We start from the raw sequence: 16,287 nt of genomic DNA, 5'->3' as shown, positions 1-16,287 counted from the left end.
GGGCTCAGTGCCCCTGCGACTCCTTCATCTTCTCCTTGACCGCCTGGTCCGCCAGGGTGCCGATCTGCCCCTGCCCGACCGGCAGTTCGCCCCCGCTGACGGTGTCCGCCAGCAGGAACCCGGGAGCGGCGAGCAGCCCGCCCGGCCCCTCCCCGATGCCCGCGACGGCGTGCGCCGAGCCGGCGGAGGAGGCGGTGGCCGCGAAGGCCGTCCCCATGAGGGCGAGGGCGGTGAGAACACGCTTCGACTTGTTCATGCCCGGCCCAACGAGCGACGGGCAACCTGGTCACCCCACGCGGTTGCGGCCCGGGCGCACCCGGCGTAGTCCGGAGACAGGGGGCACCCGACCAGGAGGCACCCACCATGCTCGGCGATCGAATAGCGGAGTTCACCACCACGGAGAGCGGCCGACGGGTCCTCGCCACGGTCGGCAGCCCCGCGCTGGAAGTCTCTATGACCGGCACCGGCCAGCTCCTCGGCCACCCCGTCCGGGAGTTCGTCACCTACGAGTCCGAGCTGCGCCCCGACGGCTCGCTGTTCGGCGAGGGCCAGGGCATCGGCATGTCCGACAAGGGCGAGGCCTACAGCTGGCACGGCAGCGGCATCGGCCACTTCACCGAGGGCGGCGCCGTCCGCTGGCGCGGCAGCATCTACTTCGACAGCTCCGCGGACGCCTTCCTGCGCCTCAACGACCTGGTCGGCGTGTTCGAGCTCGAGAACGACCCCCAGGGCAACGGCAAGGCCGTCCTGTACGAGTGGAAGTAGCGGTCCCCGCCCACCGCAGGGGTAGCCCGTCCCCGTTCACCGCGGAATGCGCGACACTGGAGGGTCTGCGTCAATCCACCCTGTCAGCCAGTGGAGGGCTCCCCCGCGTGAACGACGGACCGCTCATCGTCCAGAGCGACAAAACTCTTCTCCTGGAGATCGACCACCCCAGGGCCGCCGACTGCCGCCGTGCCATCGCGCCGTTCGCCGAGCTGGAGCGGGCGCCCGAGCACGTGCACACGTACCGGGTGACGCCGCTCGGGCTGTGGAACGCGCGGGCCGCCGGGCACGACGCGGAGCAGGTGGTCGACGCCCTGGTGACGTACTCGCGCTACCCGGTGCCGCACGCGCTGCTGGTGGACGTGGCCGACACCATGGCCCGTTACGGGCGCCTCCAGCTCAACAAGCACCCCGTCCACGGGCTCGTGCTCACCACCACCGACCGGCCGGTGCTGGAGGAGGTGCTGCGCTCCAAGAAGATCGTCCCGTTGGTCGGTGCCCGTGTCGACCCGGACACCGTGGTCGTGCACCCCTCCGAGCGCGGCCAGATCAAGCAGGTGCTGCTCAAACTCGGCTGGCCCGCCGAGGACTTCGCCGGGTACGTGGACGGCGAGGCGCACCCCATCGACCTGGAGCAGGACGGCTGGCAGCTGCGCCCGTACCAGGCCCAGGCCGTCGAGGGCTTCTGGCACGGCGGCTCCGGCGTCGTCGTGCTGCCCTGCGGTGCCGGCAAGACGCTGGTCGGCGCCGCCGCGATGGCGGAGGCGAAGTCGACCACGCTGATCCTGGTCACCAACACCGTCTCGGCCCGGCAGTGGAAGCACGAGCTGGTCAAGCGCACCTCGCTCACCGAGGACGAGATCGGCGAGTACAGCGGCACGAAGAAGGAGATCCGCCCGGTCACCATCGCCACCTACCAGGTGATGACGACCAAGCGGAAGGGCGTCTACGCGCACCTGGAGCTGTTCGACGCCCGCAACTGGGGCCTGGTCGTCTACGACGAGGTCCACCTGCTGCCCGCGCCGGTGTTCAAGTTCACCGCCGACCTCCAGGCCCGCCGGCGCCTCGGACTGACCGCGACGCTCGTGCGCGAGGACGGCCGCGAGGGCGACGTGTTCAGCCTCATCGGCCCCAAGCGCTTCGACGCGCCGTGGAAGGAGATCGAGGCGCAGGGCTACATCGCGCCCGCCGACTGCTGCGAGGTGCGGGTCACCCTGACCGACTCCGAGCGCCTCGCCTACGCGACGGCCGAACCGGAGGAGCGCTACCGCTTCTGCGCCACGACGGCGACCAAACGGCGGGTGGTGGAGGCACTGGTCAGGAAGCACGAGAAGGACCAGACGCTGATCATCGGCCAGTACATCGACCAGCTGGACGAGCTCGGGGAGGCGCTCGACGCGCCGGTGATCAAGGGCGAGACCAGCAACGCGCAGCGCGAGAAGCTGTTCGACGCGTTCCGGAACAAGGAGATCGGCGTCCTCGTGGTCTCCAAGGTCGCGAACTTCTCGATCGACCTGCCCGAGGCCACGGTCGCCATCCAGGTCTCCGGGACCTTCGGCTCCCGCCAGGAGGAGGCCCAGCGCCTCGGCCGCGTCCTGCGCCCGAAGGCGGACGGCCACGCGGCGCACTTCTACTCGGTCGTCGCCCGGGACACCGTGGACCAGGACTTCGCCGCCCACCGGCAGCGCTTCCTGGCCGAGCAGGGCTACGCCTACCGCATCATCGACGCGGACGACGTGCTCTGACGGGGTTCAGTACCGGACACCGTCGCGCCCGAGGAAGATCACGCGCGCGGCGGTGTCCAGGGCGATCCCGACGTTGCGGATGGCGGTGGCGAGCGGGTTGCGGTGGCGGCCCGGGAGGGCGGTGGCACCGGCCGGGGCGGTGATGGGGTTCCGTGTGCTCATGTCTTCAACGGTAGGCACCCGACCGGCCGAAGGCATCACTCCAAAGGCCGCACCCGCCGGGCCGGACCTCGTCCTCCGGGTGTATGCGCACCCCTGAGAGCTGCGGGGCTGGAACCCCGAGACGGACAGGTCTAAGATCGTCCGCCTGCCCCCTCCCGAACCGTGGTACCTGCTGAAGTCCCGCAGGCAGCCGGGGGAGGCGCCGACCGCACGGCAACCGGCCGGCCGTACCCACCGTGAGCTCCATCGATCCGCTGCGCCCGCCACCGGGGCAGCCGGGAAGGTTCGCTGTGCCCGCCACCCCCACCACCGACCCCCTCCAGCGCGAACGCGACCACCTGGCCGCGTCCCGGGCCGCGCTGCGAGCGATGCGCGAGGACGTCCAGTCGCTGGACCTGCGCGACGTGACCGGCACCTGGGTGTCCGCCGCCGTCCTCCAGAACCAGATCGAGGCCAGGATCGCCGCCCTGGCCGACCTCGCCGACACCCCGCTGTTCTTCGGCCGCCTCGACTACCTGCACGCGATCAGCGAGGAGCTGTCCGAGGGCGGCGGAGGGGAGAACTTCTACATCGGCCGCCGCCACGTGCACGACGCCGACGGCGACCCGATGGTGATCGACTGGCGCGCGCCGGTCTCCCAGCCGTTCTACCGGGCCAGCCGCACCGATCCGATGGACGTCGAACGCCGCCGCCGCTTCGGCTACACCGGCGGCGAGCTCACCGCGTACGAGGACGAGCACCTCACCGACCCCGAGGAGACCGAGACCACCTCCGCCCTCCTCGCCGCCGAGATCGAGAAGCCCCGCGTCGGGCCGATGCGCGACATCGTCGCCACCATCCAGCCCGAGCAGGACGAGATCGTCCGCTCCGACGTCACGGGCACCATCTGCGTCCAGGGCGCCCCCGGCACCGGGAAGACCGCCGTCGGCCTGCACCGCGTCGCGTACCTGCTGTACGCGCACCGCGAGCGCCTCGCCCGCACCGGCACGCTGGTGATCGGCCCGAACAACGCGTTCCTCTCCTACATCGAGCAGGTCCTGCCCGCCCTCGGGGAGCTCGACGTCGCGCAGGCCACCGTCCAGCAGCTGGTCGGGCACGTCGAGGTCAGGGGCGAGGACACCCCCGAGTCGGCCCGGCTGAAGGGCGACGCCAGGATGGCCGAGGTGCTGCGCCGGGCCGTCCGCGCGGGCATCGCGCTGCCCACCGAGCCCTGCGTGGTGGTCCGCGGCTCCCGCCGCTGGCGCGTCCCGGTCCACGAACTGACGCAGATCATCGAGGAGTTGAAGGGCCGTGACATCCGCTACGGCGCCGCCGGCGAGGCGCTGCCGCAGCGCATCGCGCACACCGTGCTGCTGAAGATGGAGCAGTCCGGCGAGGCTCCGGACGACCGGGTGCAGGATGCGGTGGCCCGCAACTCCGCGGTCAAGGCCGTCGTCAAGCAGTGCTGGCCGCCGGTCGACCCGGCCAAGCTGGTGCTGCGGCTGCTCTCCGACCCGGAGTTCCTGGCCGCGTGCGCCGAGGGCGTGCTCACCGCCGAGGAGCAGCGGGCGGTGCTGTGGCCCAAGCCCGGCCGCTCGGTGAGGACGGCCCGCTGGACGGCGGCGGACGCCGTCCTGGTCGACGAGGCCGGCGACCTGGTCCAGCGCACGCCCTCGCTCGGGCACGTGGTGCTGGACGAGGCCCAGGACCTCTCCCCGATGCAGTACCGCGCGGTCGGCCGCCGCTGCACCACCGGCTCGGCGACCGTCCTCGGCGACCTCGCCCAGGGCACCACCCCGTGGGCCACGGCGAGCTGGCCGGACGCCCTGCACCACCTGGGCAAGCCGGGCGCCCACGTCGAGGAGCTCACCAAGGGCTTCCGGGTGCCGGAGGAGGTCATCGCGTACGCCTCCCGGCTGCTGCCCGCCATCGCCCCCGGCCTGGCTCCGGCGACCTCGGTGCGCGACACCCCGGGGTCGCTGGCGATCCGCCGGGTCGCGGACGGGGAGCTGACGGAGGCCGTGGTCGAGGCCTGCCGGCGGGCCCTGGAGCACGAGGGCTCGACCGGCCTGATCGCCGCCGACGCGCGCGTCCCGCTGTTCGCCGAGGCGCTGGCCGCGGCCGGCCTGCCGCACCTCGCCCCCGGCACCGAGACCAGCGCCGAGGCCCGGCTGACGCTCGTCCCGGCCTCACTGGCCAAGGGTCTGGAGTACGACTACGTGGTGCTGGACGAACCGGCCGCCGTCATCGCCGGCGAACCGGACGAGCGCACCGGCCTGCGCCGCCTGTACGTGGCGCTCACCCGCGCCGTCTCGGGCCTGACCGTCCTGCACGCGGAGCCCCTGCCCGACCAGCTCGGATAGCGGCGAGGGGCCGGCCCGGACCGGCCCCTCCCGCGCGCGACGGACACCGGTCGACCGGCTGTCGGCGCTTCCACGCTCAGCCGTCGATCAGGGCCCGCCACTCGGCGACCTTCGCCGCGTCGACCGGCGCCTGCCACCCGCCGGCGCGGACCGCGCCGCCGACGTGGAAGGCGTCGAACCCGGCCGCCCGCAGCCCCGGCACGTGCTCGGCCCGCAGGCCGCCGCCGATCAGGATCCGCTGCCCGTACCCGGGTTCGCCCTTCCTGGCCAGTTCCGCGAGGAGCGCCTCGCGCCCGGCGTCCACGCCGCCCGGCGCGCCCGAGGTGAGGAAGGTGTCCAGTCCGGGCAGCGCGCCGACGGCCGCGCGGACGGCGGCCCGGTCGGCGCTGTGGTCGATCGCCCGGTGGAAGGTCCAGCGGCAGCCGGCGACCGCGTCCGCGACCGCCGCGGTGGCGGCGAGGTCGACGGCGCCGTCCGCGTCGAGGAAGCCGAGGACGAACTCCTCGGCCCCCTCGGCGCGGAGCCCGGCGGCCCGGGTGCGCAGTTCGTCCAGGTCGCCCGGCGCGAAGCCGTCCCGGAGGCGGAGCATGACGCGCAGCGGCAGGTCGACGGCGGCCCGGATCCGGGCGAAGTCCTCGACGGACGGGGAGAGTCCGTCGGCGGCCATGTCCGTGACCAGTTCGAGCCGGTCGGCGCCGCCCGACTCGGCGGCCTGGGCGTCCTGGGGCGTCAGCGCGATGACTTCGAAAATTGGTCTAGACATATCCGATAGCCTGCCACATCCGCCCACCCCCGGCGAGCCCGCCACCCGCCTCCGGTCACCGGCCCCGGCAACCGGCTCCGGGTCATGCCGCGGCGCGCTCCTCGTCGGCCTCACCGCCGCCGGGGCCGCCCGTGCCACCCCGCCCGATCTTGCGCATCGCCACCGCGGCGATCACCATCAGCCCGATCGCCGGCAGCGCGAGCGGCAGCAGCCGGGAGATCCCGTGCGCCTCGCGCCAGATGTTGAACAGGCTCGCGAACGTCGTCAGCGACAGCACCGCGACGCCGACGGCGGCCGGCAGCTCCTTGCCGCGCAGCGCGGTGAAGGTCAGCAGCACCGGCACGAGCAGCAGCAGCGCGAACCACTGGACGTCCAGCGGGAAGGTGGTGTCGTCCCAGCGCTGGAGCCACACCAGCCCGGCGCCGCCGACCACCGAGGCCAGCACCGTCCCGCGGTTGCGCCAGCCCGGCTTCGGCAGCAGTTCCGCCGGAGCCGCGAGCAGCAGGACAGCGGCCAGCGTGGCGGGCATGGTCGCCATGCCGACGTACCCGAGCCACCACAGGTCGAGGAACACCGGCCCGGTGAACGCCTGCGCCAGGACGGCCAGTCCGAGCACCGCCTGGATCGAGGCGATGACGCGCACGGCCGTCCACCGGCCGAGCAGCGCCCCCACCGCGAGCAGCAGCGCGGTCACCGGCGGCGCGAGGACCGTGGCCCACGTGGTGTACGAGTGGTCCCAGGTGAGCTTGTAGGAGGCCCCGTCCGGGTCGGTGACCCACGGGACCAGCCCCGAGCCGGCCAGCGCGCCGGCCACCATCGGCGCGGCGAGCGCGAGCACCCGCCCGAGCTTCCCGGAACCGGTCAGCCCGAGCCGCACCCGCAGCCCGTACGCGGCCAGGTCGAAGACCTCCCGGGCGACGGCCGAGCGGTCGGCCTCGGCCGTGGCGTCGGAGAAGACCGCGGCGATCTCCTCGCCGCGCTCACGGCGGTACCGGGACGGGTACAGCTGGAGAGCGGCCCGCAGCGCGCCCGAGGGCGCTCCGATCGTGGGTGTGGTCATGCGAAACTCCCCCTCATCAAGGTCCGCAGCGCGGTCCCGGGCTTCCCCTTCAGCGCCGACCGGACGGTGGCCAGCCGGCGCTCCGCCTCGGCCGCGACCGTCCGCAGCCGCTCCGCCTCGGTGGCGAGCGCCGTCCGGCCGGAGCCGGTCAGCGCGTACGTGCGGCGGGCCCGGCCGTCCACGATCTCCTCGGCGGCGACCTCGATCAGGCCCTGCTGGAGCAGGCGGTCGAGGGCGCCGTAGAGGGTGCCGGTTCGCATCTTGACCCGGCCGTCGGAGATCTCGGAGATCTCCTGGATCAGCGCGTAACCGTGCCTGGGCGCGTCGGCCAGTGCGGTGAGCAGCAGCAGCGTCGGCTCCTGCATCGAGCGTTCTGTCATGCGTCTACATATATCGTTAACCGGCATATAGGTCCAGCGCCGGGCCCCAACGGAGACGCGTCTGTTGCACGACCAGCACAATGGCGCCCATGCCGAACACCGAGGACCTGCTCGCCGACTGGACCGCCCTGCTGCACCGCTGCGGCACCACCGCCGATCCCGAGCCGTACGGGCGGGAGCTGCTCCGGCGCTGGGCCGAGCCGCAGCGCCGCTACCACACCGCCGACCACCTGCGCGCGGTCCTGCGGCACGTCGACGGCCTCGCCGCGCACGCCGCCGACCCGGACGCCGTCCGCCTCGCCGCCTGGTTCCACGACGCCGTCTACCGGCCCGACCGCTCCGAGAACGAGGAGCGCAGCGCCGCGCTCGCGGTCCGGGCCCTGACCGCCGCCGGCCTGCCCGCCGCGCGGACGGCCGAGGTCGAGCGCCTCGTCCTGCTCACCGTCAGCCACGACCCCGCCCCGGGCGACCGCGACGGCGAGGTGCTGTGCGACGCGGACCTCGCCGTGCTCGGCGGCACCCCCGAGGCGTACGCGGCCTACGCGGCCGCCGTCCGCGAGGAGTACGGCTTCGTGCCCGAGCCGGACTTCCGGGCGGGCCGCGCGGCCGTCCTGCGCCGGCTCCTCGCCCTGCCGGCCCTCTACCGCACCCCGGCCGCCCACGAACGCTTCACCGCGCCCGCGCGGGCCAACCTGGCGGCCGAACTCGAACTACTGCAGAACTAGGGCAACTTGCCGACCGGCGCGACGACGGCGCCCTGCTTGCCGCACACCCACTGCGGGTCCGGCCCCAGCTCCGGCTCCACGCTCAGCGCGTGCGGGTCCCCGTCGGCCGCGCAGGCGGTGCACAGCGGCCAGCGCCCGTACGCCTCCAGCAGCGCGTCCTGGACGTCCTGGGCGACCAGCCCGAGCACGTACTCGGTGCCGTCCGGCCACTGCTCCAGCCACCACCGCCGGTGCGTGACGGCCTGCTCCACGAGCGAGACGACGGCGGCGTCCGCCACGTCCCGCGCGGTGAGGTCGGCCAGGATCTGCGCACGGGCCTCGTGCAGGGCGGTCTCGATGTCAGCCATCCGTCGATTCTCCCAAACAACGCCGCGTGGGCGGCCCCCGAAGGGAACCGCCCACGCGATCGGAACACCGATCCGGTCGAACGACCTGGATCAGAAGTCCATGTCACCGCCCGGCATGCCGCCGGCCGGGGCCGCGGCCTTCTCCGGCTTGTCGGCGATGACGGCCTCGGTGGTGAGGAACAGGGCCGCGATCGAGGCGGCGTTCTGCAGCGCCGAGCGGGTCACCTTGGCCGGGTCGATGATGCCCGCGGCGATCAGGTCGACGTACTCGTTGGTGGCGGCGTTCAGGCCGTGACCGGCGGGGAGGTTGCGCACCTTCTCCACCACGACGCCGCCCTCGAGGCCGGCGTTGGTCGCGATCTGCTTGATCGGGGCCTCCAGCGCCACGCGGACGATGTTGGCACCGGTGGCCTCGTCGCCCTCGAGCTCCAGCTTGTCGAACGCGACACCGGCCTGCAGCAGGGCGACGCCACCACCGGCGACGATGCCCTCCTCGACGGCGGCCTTGGCGTTGCGGACGGCGTCCTCGATGCGGTGCTTGCGCTCCTTGAGCTCCACCTCGGTGGCCGCGCCGGCCTTGATGACGGCCACGCCGCCGGCCAGCTTGGCGAGGCGCTCCTGGAGCTTCTCGCGGTCGTAGTCCGAGTCGCTGTTCTCGATCTCGGCGCGGATCTGGTTCACGCGGCCCGCGACCATCTCGCTCTCGCCGGCACCGTCGACGATCGTGGTCTCGTCCTTGGTGATGACGACCTTGCGGGCGCCGCCCAGGAGGTCCAGACCGGCGTTCTCCAGCTTCAGGCCGACCTCCTCGGAGATCACGGTGCCGCCGGTGAGGGTGGCGATGTCCTGGAGCATGGCCTTGCGGCGGTCACCGAAGCCCGGGGCCTTGACGGCGACGGACTTGAAGACGCCCTTGATCTTGTTGACGATCAGGGTCGAGAGGGCCTCGCCCTCGACGTCCTCGGCGATGATGACGAGCGGCTTGCCGCTCTGCATGACCTTCTCCAGCAGCGGGAGCAGGTCCTTGATTCCGCCGATCTTGGAGTTGGCGATGAGGATGTACGGGTCCTCGAAGGTCGCCTCCATGCGCTCCAGGTCGGTGGCGAAGTAGGCGGAGATGTAGCCCTTGTCGAAGCGCATGCCCTCGGTGAGCTCGAGCTCCAGACCGAAGGTGTTGCTCTCCTCGACGGTGATGACGCCTTCCTTGCCGACCTTGTCCATGGCCTCGGCGATGAGCTCGCCGATCTGGGTGTCGGCGGCCGAGATGGAGGCGGTGGAGGCGATCTGCTCCTTGGTCTCCACGTCGGTGGCCTGGGCCAGGAGCTGGTCCGAGACGGCGGCGACGGCCTTCTCGATGCCGCGCTTCAGGGCCATCGGGTTGGCGCCGGCGGCGACGTTGCGCAGACCCTCGCGAACCAGGGCCTGGGCGAGCACGGTGGCGGTGGTGGTGCCGTCACCCGCGACGTCGTCCGTCTTCTTGGCGACCTCCTTGACGAGCTCCGCGCCGATCTTCTCGTACGGGTCCTCGAGCTCGATCTCCTTGGCGATGGAGACACCGTCGTTGGTGATCGTGGGGGCGCCCCACTTCTTCTCCAGCACGACGTTGCGACCCTTGGGGCCGAGCGTGACCTTCACTGCGTCGGCGAGCTGGTTCATGCCACGCTCAAGGCCGCGGCGAGCTTCCTCATCAAAGGCGATGATCTTGGCCATCTGAAGTGGTCCTCCGGGACACGGTCGACTGCTCGGACCAAGGGGTGCCCGCGACGGACGGCCAAGGTGTGCGGGGGTCTATTCCCCTACCGCTCCCAGGGCCTCACCGACCCGGTCCGCTGTCACTCTCAAGCTTTGAGTGCTAACGCCAATGATTAGCACTCCGGGTGGTCGAGTGCAAGCCCAATCGCCAAGCCGGGAGCCGCCGCGGGAACGCCGACGGGCCCGCACGACGCGTGTCGTGCGGGCCCGTCGAGAAGCGAGTGGTCACCAGCCGTGGGCCGCGCCGAGCTCCTGGAGCCGGAAGGGGTCAGACCGCGCGGACCATGTCCGCCTGCGGGCCCTTCTGTCCCTGGGAGATCTCGAACTCGACCCGCTGGCCCTCCTCGAGGGTGCGGTAGCCGTCCATCTGGATCGCGCTGTAGTGGACGAAGACGTCCGCACCACCGTCGACCGCGATGAAGCCGTAGCCCTTCTCCGCGTTGAACCACTTGACGGTGCCCTGAGCCATTCCGAACTCCCCTAGTGCTGTGCTGGCCCTTCACGGTCCCGCAGGTCGCGGGCCCGGGTTGGTTTTGAAGGCCGGCCCGGGGAACCCCCCCTGGGCGCAGCCGTGCACGCCGCGATCAACCGCCTCGAACGACATCCGGTGAGCGGGTGATTGCGTCGACCGCGGCTGAATGTATCCGGATCGACGCCCTCTGCAACAGGGTCCTCCGCGGTGAATTCCGGGTCCGCGTCAAGGGACAGGACGGGCCGAATCGGAAGGAACTCCGCAATTCACGCCGGACATAGCGGACGGATTGCGCAAATCCCCTGGAGAATTCTGACATCCGCGTGACATGTTTCCCGGACCCGGTCCCCGGGCGGTCTCAACGGACGGACGGCGGAGCGGCGGTTCGCACGGGGAGGGTGAGGGGGACCCCTGTTCCCGGCCGAGCGACACTCTACTCCCACTCGACCGGGAAATATTCCCGCCGAAATGCGAGCGGCCGCCCCCGCGCACGGAATGCGGAATTCCGTGCGCGCGGGCGGCCGGTCGGAGCGGGGTGCGGCTCAGCAGCCGCCGGCCACCGCCGGAATGATCGAGACGCTGGCACCGTCCTTGATCTCGGTGGCCAGTCCGTCGGCGAATCGCACGTCGTCGTCGTTCACGTACACGTTCACGAAACGGCGCAGCTTGCCGGTGTCGTCCAGGATGCGCGCGGAGATGCCCGCGTGGTTCTTCTCCAGGTCGGCGATGACATCACCCAGGGTCCCGCCGTCGGCGGTGACCTCGGCGGACCCGCCGGTGTAGGTGCGCAGGATGGTGGGGATGCGGACGGTGGCGCTCATGGGTGGCTCTCCTCGTGGGGGGAATCAGGCGGACGCGAGGCCGGCGGTGCGGAAGGACTCCAGCGTCGGGCGGATGACCGCGGTCATCCCGGCATCGGCGACGGCGTCCAGGGTCTTGAGGCCGTCACCGGTGTTGATCGCGACGGTCTCCTTGGCCGGATCCAGCTGCCCGGTCTCGACCAGCTTCTTGAGCACGCCGACGGTCACCCCGCCCGCGGTCTCGGCGAAGATGCCCTCGGTGCGGGCCAGCAGCCGGATGGCGGCCACCACCTCGGCGTCGGTGACGTCCTCGACCGCTCCGCCGGTGCGCCGCGCGATGTCCAGCACGTACGGGCCGTCCGCCGGATTGCCGATCGCCAGCGACTTGGCGATGGTGTCCGGCTTGACCGGCCTGATCACGTCCCGGCCGGCCTTGAACGCCGCGGAGACCGGCGAGCAGCCCTCGGCCTGGGCGCCGAAGATCCGGTACGGCCGGTCCTCGACCAGCCCGAGCTTGATCAGCTCCTGCAGGCCCTTGTCGATCTTCGTGAGCTGCGAGCCCGAGGCGATCGGGATGACGATCTGCTCCGGCAGCCGCCAGCCGAGCTGCTCGCAGATCTCGTACGCGAGCGTCTTGGAGCCCTCGCCGTAGTAGGGGCGGAGGTTGACGTTGACGAAGCCCCAGCCCTCGCCGGCCGGGTCGCCGATCAGCTCCGAGCAGAAGCGGTTCACGTCGTCGTAGTTGCCCTCGATGCCGACCAGCTCGCCGCCGTACACGCCGGCCATGACGACCTTGCCCTGCTCCAGGTCGTGCGGGATGAACACGCACGAGCGGAACCCGGCCCGGGCCGCCGCCGCGCCCACCGCGCCGGCCAGGTTGCCGGTCGACGAGCAGGACAGCGTGGTGTAGCCGAAGGCGCGCGCGGCCTCGATCGCGCAGGCCACCACGCGGTCCTTGAACGAGTGCGTCGGGTTCCCCGAGTCGTCCTTCACGTACAGGTCCGCGGTGAACCCGAGCTCGCGACCGAGGTTGTCCGCCTTGACCAGCGGGGTCCAGCCGGGATTCAGGTTCGGCTTCGAAGCGACGTCCGCGGGCACCGGCAGCAGCGGCGCGTAGCGCCAGATCGACGCGGGCCCGGCCTCGATGCGCTTGCGCAGCTCCTCGGCGGCCTCGCTCCCGAACTCGTACGCGATCTCCAGCGGGCCGAAGCACTCCAGACAGGCGAAGCTCGGACCGAGCGGGAAGCGGGTGCCGCACTCCCGACAGGACAGGGCGGTGGCGGGGCCGAGATCCACGGATGCGGGTGCGACTGTGTCGATAGCCATGATGGCGGAGGCCTCTCTCCTCATCTTCCCCGCGGTGCGGGCGCACCACGGGCCGGAATTGGCACCTGTCCCGCCGGGGCCTGGTGATCAGCCGCGCGAGAAGGTTGCCGGGACGTCAACGGGCCGTTCCCTCAGTCCCTCTGGATGAGCATGTGAAGTTGTCGTCAGCGGCGACCCCGGCGTGCGAAGGTCCGACCGCTGTACGAAGACTGTATCCGAAGGCGCCGAGCCCGAAAGGGACCGTCCGCCACGCGAGATGGCCCGTTCCACCCGATCCGCCGAGGAGAGTCCCGTGCCCGCCGAACCGACCCCCGCACTCCTCCCGCAGGCGGCCTCCTGGCTGGGCCGCCGCTCGTGGAGCGCGGCCGACCGGCCGGTCGACACCCTCCTCGCGGCCAAGCGCCGCACCGGTCACACCGTCAGCGTCGTCCTGCCCGCCCTCGACGAGGCGGCCACCGTCGGCGACATCGTCCGCACGATCCGGCGCGAGCTGATGGAGCGCCTCCCCCTCGTCGACGAGCTCGTCGTCGTCGACTCCGGCTCCGCCGACGGCACCGCCGGGGTGGCCGCCGCGGCCGGCGCCCGGGTCGTGCCGCGCGACGAGATCCTGCCCCGGCTGCCCGCCGTACCCGGCAAGGGCGAGGTGTTGTGGCGCTCGCTGCTGGTCACCCGCGGCGACATCGTCTGCTTCGTCGACGCCGACCTGCGCGAGTTCGACCCCGCCTTCGTCTCCGGCACCGTCGGCCCGCTGCTCACCGAGCCGGACATCCAGCTGGTCAAGGCCATGTACGACCGCCCGCTCGAAGTCAGCGGCTCGGCCGGGGACCCCGACGCCGTCTTCCCGGCCGGCGGGGGCCGGGTGACCGAACTCGTCGCCCGCCCCCTCCTCAACCTGCACTGGCCGGAACTCGCCGGTTTCGTCCAGCCGCTCGGCGGCGAGTACGCGGCCCGCCGCGGACTGCTCGAACGGCTCCCCTTCCCCACCGGCTACGGCGTCGAACTCGGCCTCCTGGTCGACGCGTTGGAGCTCGTCGGCCTCGACGCCCTGGCCCAGGTCGACGTCGGCGTCCGCCACCACCGCCACCAGGACGGCCAGGCCCTCGGCCGGATGGCCGCCACCATCTACCGCACCGCGCTGGAACGCCTGGACCGCGCCCACCGCCTCAAGGCCTCGGCCGACCTCGTCCACCCGCTGCTCACCCAGTTCGCCCGCGACCCGGAGACCCGCGCGTTCACCGCCCACACGCACCCCGTGACGGCCGTGGAACGCCCCCCGATGCACACCGTTCCCGAGTACGCGACCCGGCACGGGGAAGTTTGGCGACCCTAACCCGAGGCAACATGCCAAACATGGGTGATCTCACGACCGAACGTTCGAGCGCGACCGTGCTGGTGGCGTCCAATCGCGGGCCGGTCTCCTTCAGCACCGCGGACGACGGCACGCTGACCCTCAAACGCGGCGGCGGAGGCCTGGTCTCCGGCCTCTCCGCGATCGACGACCCGAACGCCGTCTGGGTGTGCGCCGCCCTGGGCGACGCGGACCGCCGGGCCGCCCGGGAAGCCCCGCACGGCCGCCTCGACCTGGCCGGCCACGACGTCGGCGGACAAGCCGTCCGGATGCTGGACATCGACCCGGAGACCTTCGCCCGCGCCTACAACGGCGTCGCCAACTCGACCCTCTGGTTCGTCAGCCACCTGCTCTACGCCACGCCCACCGCCCCCGCCTTCGACGCCGGCTTCCGCACCGAGTGGGCCGCCTACGAGACGTACAACCGGGCCTTCTCGGACGCCCTCGCGGCCGAGGCCGCCCCGAACGCCGCCGTCCTGGTCCAGGACTACCACCTGTCCCTCACCCCGGCCCTGCTCCGCGCTGCCCGCCCCGACCTGCGCATCGGCCACTTCTCCCACACCCCGTGGGCCCCGCCCGAGTACTTCCGGCTCCTCCCGGACGACGTGGCCAGGTCCGTCCTCACCGGCATCCTCGGCGCCGACCGGGCCGGCTTCCTCACCGAACGCTGGGCGAGGGCCTTCGCCGCGTGCTGCGAAGACCTCCTGGGAGCCACCTTCGACCGGACGGACCTCACCGTCACCCACGACGGCCGCACGACCCGCCTCGGCGTGCACGCCCTGGGCGCCGACGCCGACTTCCTGCGCGAGCGCGCCCACCGCCCCGACGTCGACGAGCGCCTCGCCGCCCTGCGCGAGGCCGTCGGCGACCGGCGCACGATCGTCCGGGTCGACCGCACCGAACTGAGCAAGAACATCGTCCGGGGCCTGCTCGCCTACCGCCACCTCCTGCGCACGCGACCGGAGTGGCACGACCGCGTCGTGCACATCGCCTTCGCCTACCCGTCCCGCACCGACCTGGCCGAGTACCGCGACTACACGGCCCGGGTCCAGGACCTCGCCCGGGCCATCAACACCGAATTCGCCACCCCCACCTGGCAGCCGCTGATCCTGCACGTCAACGACGACTTCCCGCGCTCCCTCGCCGCCTACCGGCTGGCCGACGTCGCCCTGGTGAACCCCATCCGGGACGGCATGAACCTGGTGGCCAAGGAAGTCCCGGTGGTCTCCGACCACGGCTGCGCGCTCGTCCTGTCCCGCGAGGCCGGTGCCCACAGCGAACTGGCCGGCGACGCGATCGTCGTGAACCCGTACGACGTCGTCGAGACGGCCGACGCCCTCCACGCGGGCCTCACCATGCCCGACGAGGAACGCGCCGACCGCACCAAGCGCCTGGCCGCGGCGGCCACCGCGCTCCCGCCGCAGCAGTGGTTCCTGGACCAGCTCAACGCGCTCTGACCGCCTCGCCCAGATCCGCCAGCAGCTCCACCACGCCCGCCGGCCCGGGCACCACCAGGTCAGCCCGGTCGGCGAGCTCCCGCACCGGCGCGTCCCCCACCGCGCCGCTGCACACCAGAAGACCGGCGAGCCCCTCGCCGCGCAGCTTCTCGACGGCGGCGAAAGCCGCGACATCCCCCAGGTCGTCCCCCGCGTAGAGCACGGCCCGAGCCCCGCGCTCCCGCAAGAAGCCCGTCAGCGCGGCTCCCTTGTCCACCCCCGGAGGCCGGAGCTCGAGAACCAGCCGTCCGGGCTCCACCACCAGCCCGTGCTCCGCCGCCAGATCGGAGACCGGCCCCCGCAGCAGCTCCAGCGCATCCTCCGGCACCTCCGTGCGCCGCGTGTGCACGGCCAGCGAGCGCCCCTTGTCCTCGACCCACGTCCCCTCGGGCGCCCCCGCGGAGGCCAGCACCCCGGGCAGGGCCCCCCGCGCAGCGGCCACCCCCGGATGCACGTCGGGCGCCGAGAGCTCACCGGCCTCCCAGCGCTCGGCGCCGTAGTGCCCGAGCACCACGACCCCGGGAAGACCGGCCAGTCCCCCGTACTCGACCGCGAGAGCAGCCGGCCGCCCGGTGATGACGACCACCGCCCCCACCCTCGCCGCCAGAACCGCCAGCGCACCCCGCACCCCCGGATGCGCCCGAGCCTGCGAGGGATCCGCGACGATCGGCGCGAGCGTCCCGTCGAAATCCAAAGCAACCACGGCATCACCGGGCGAAGCGAGGATCTCCCGAACCCCGTCCCTCCCGGCCTCGGTCACCGGCACCCACGTCTCAACAAAGCCCATGCGGTGCCCATACCCCG

General features: G+C 72.4%; 17 protein-coding genes and 1 riboswitch. Of the genes, 6 read left to right on the top strand and 11 right to left on the bottom strand.

Going from position 1 to position 16,287, the window contains the following annotated elements; genetic code table 11:
• Positions 1-4: 4 nt before the first annotated feature.
• Positions 5-256, bottom strand: coding sequence for a hypothetical protein (locus AB0C76_RS21445; protein WP_359967599.1), 252 nt, complete (start codon positions 254-256; stop codon positions 5-7).
• A 107-nt stretch (positions 257-363) separates the two neighbouring features.
• Between AB0C76_RS21445 and AB0C76_RS21440 the strand changes: the two genes are divergently transcribed.
• Both AB0C76_RS21440 and AB0C76_RS21435 read left to right on the top strand, forming a co-directional pair.
• Entirely contained in the window at positions 364-765 is a 402-nt protein-coding gene (locus AB0C76_RS21440; RefSeq protein ID WP_359967597.1) for a hypothetical protein, read from the top strand.
• Between the two features lie 107 nt (positions 766-872).
• On the top strand, positions 873-2,510 hold the full coding sequence (locus AB0C76_RS21435; protein ID WP_359967594.1) for a DNA repair helicase XPB: 1,638 nt from the start codon (positions 873-875) through the stop codon (positions 2,508-2,510).
• Between the two features lie 6 nt (positions 2,511-2,516).
• Here the strand turns inward: AB0C76_RS21435 and AB0C76_RS21430 are convergent, their stop codons facing one another.
• The gene (locus AB0C76_RS21430) at positions 2,517-2,672 is read right to left on the bottom strand and encodes a hypothetical protein (protein ID WP_359967592.1); all 156 of its coding nucleotides are present in this window, start codon (positions 2,670-2,672) and stop codon (positions 2,517-2,519) included.
• Positions 2,673-2,962: 290 nt separating this feature from the next.
• Between AB0C76_RS21430 and AB0C76_RS21425 the strand changes: the two genes are divergently transcribed.
• Positions 2,963-5,014 (top strand): AAA family ATPase, encoded by a 2,052-nt coding sequence (locus AB0C76_RS21425; protein WP_359967589.1) that lies wholly within the window; start codon positions 2,963-2,965, stop codon positions 5,012-5,014.
• A 76-nt stretch (positions 5,015-5,090) separates the two neighbouring features.
• On the opposite strand, the gene AB0C76_RS21420 is transcribed toward AB0C76_RS21425, so the two are convergent.
• The 3 genes from AB0C76_RS21420 to AB0C76_RS21410 all read right to left on the bottom strand — a co-directional run bounded on the left by AB0C76_RS21420 (position 5,091) and on the right by AB0C76_RS21410 (position 7,217).
• Positions 5,091-5,777, bottom strand: a complete 687-nt coding sequence (locus AB0C76_RS21420) for a copper homeostasis protein CutC (protein WP_359967586.1) — start codon at positions 5,775-5,777, stop codon at positions 5,091-5,093.
• A gap of 82 nt (positions 5,778-5,859) precedes the next feature.
• The gene (locus AB0C76_RS21415) at positions 5,860-6,837 is read right to left on the bottom strand and encodes a hypothetical protein (RefSeq protein WP_359967583.1); all 978 of its coding nucleotides are present in this window, start codon (positions 6,835-6,837) and stop codon (positions 5,860-5,862) included.
• A complete protein-coding gene (locus AB0C76_RS21410) occupies positions 6,834-7,217 on the bottom strand; it encodes a PadR family transcriptional regulator (protein WP_359967580.1) in 384 nt (127 codons plus the stop codon). The genes AB0C76_RS21415 and AB0C76_RS21410 overlap by 4 nt, the downstream gene beginning before the upstream one ends.
• An 89-nt stretch (positions 7,218-7,306) precedes the next feature.
• On the opposite strand from AB0C76_RS21410, the gene AB0C76_RS21405 reads away from it, so the two are divergent.
• Positions 7,307-7,942 carry a hypothetical protein gene (locus AB0C76_RS21405; RefSeq protein WP_359967577.1) on the top strand — a complete coding sequence of 212 codons (636 nt, stop codon included), beginning with the start codon at positions 7,307-7,309 and terminating at the stop codon, positions 7,940-7,942.
• On the opposite strand, the gene AB0C76_RS21400 is transcribed toward AB0C76_RS21405, so the two are convergent.
• From AB0C76_RS21400 to thrC, 5 genes are all read right to left on the bottom strand, one after another.
• Complete coding sequence (locus AB0C76_RS21400) at positions 7,939-8,289, bottom strand: hypothetical protein (protein WP_359967574.1); 351 nt, start codon at positions 8,287-8,289, stop codon at positions 7,939-7,941. The two genes, AB0C76_RS21405 and AB0C76_RS21400, sit on opposite strands and share 4 nt — an antisense overlap.
• 90 nt (positions 8,290-8,379) lie before the next feature.
• The gene (groL, locus tag AB0C76_RS21395; RefSeq protein WP_359967572.1) at positions 8,380-9,999 is read right to left on the bottom strand and encodes a chaperonin GroEL; all 1,620 of its coding nucleotides are present in this window, start codon (positions 9,997-9,999) and stop codon (positions 8,380-8,382) included.
• 310 nt (positions 10,000-10,309) lie between these two features.
• Positions 10,310-10,510, bottom strand: a complete 201-nt coding sequence (locus AB0C76_RS21390) for a cold-shock protein (RefSeq protein WP_153461112.1) — start codon at positions 10,508-10,510, stop codon at positions 10,310-10,312.
• 545 nt (positions 10,511-11,055) lie between these two features.
• The gene (locus AB0C76_RS21385) at positions 11,056-11,334 is read right to left on the bottom strand and encodes a ubiquitin-like small modifier protein 1 (protein ID WP_359967568.1); all 279 of its coding nucleotides are present in this window, start codon (positions 11,332-11,334) and stop codon (positions 11,056-11,058) included.
• 24 nt (positions 11,335-11,358) lie between these two features.
• A complete protein-coding gene (gene thrC / locus AB0C76_RS21380) occupies positions 11,359-12,639 on the bottom strand; it encodes a threonine synthase (RefSeq protein WP_359967565.1) in 1,281 nt (426 codons plus the stop codon).
• Positions 12,640-12,656: 17 nt separating this feature from the next.
• Positions 12,657-12,790, bottom strand: a riboswitch (SAM riboswitch).
• Positions 12,791-12,931: 141 nt separating this feature from the next.
• On the opposite strand from thrC, the gene AB0C76_RS21375 reads away from it, so the two are divergent.
• A complete protein-coding gene (locus tag AB0C76_RS21375; protein WP_359967563.1) occupies positions 12,932-13,969 on the top strand; it encodes a glucosyl-3-phosphoglycerate synthase in 1,038 nt (345 codons plus the stop codon).
• Between the two features lie 20 nt (positions 13,970-13,989).
• The gene (locus AB0C76_RS21370) at positions 13,990-15,444 is read left to right on the top strand and encodes a trehalose-6-phosphate synthase (RefSeq protein ID WP_359967560.1); all 1,455 of its coding nucleotides are present in this window, start codon (positions 13,990-13,992) and stop codon (positions 15,442-15,444) included.
• Here the strand turns inward: AB0C76_RS21370 and otsB are convergent.
• A complete protein-coding gene (gene otsB, locus AB0C76_RS21365) occupies positions 15,431-16,270 on the bottom strand; it encodes a trehalose-phosphatase (RefSeq protein WP_359967557.1) in 840 nt (279 codons plus the stop codon). The genes AB0C76_RS21370 and otsB overlap by 14 nt on opposite strands.
• Positions 16,271-16,287: the final 17 nt, after the last annotated feature.

The sequence above is a fragment of the Kitasatospora sp. NPDC048722 genome, assembly GCF_040650235.1.
Taxonomy (GTDB): domain Bacteria; phylum Actinomycetota; class Actinomycetes; order Streptomycetales; family Streptomycetaceae; genus Kitasatospora.
This window is presented reverse-complemented; position numbering and strand designations above follow the sequence as displayed.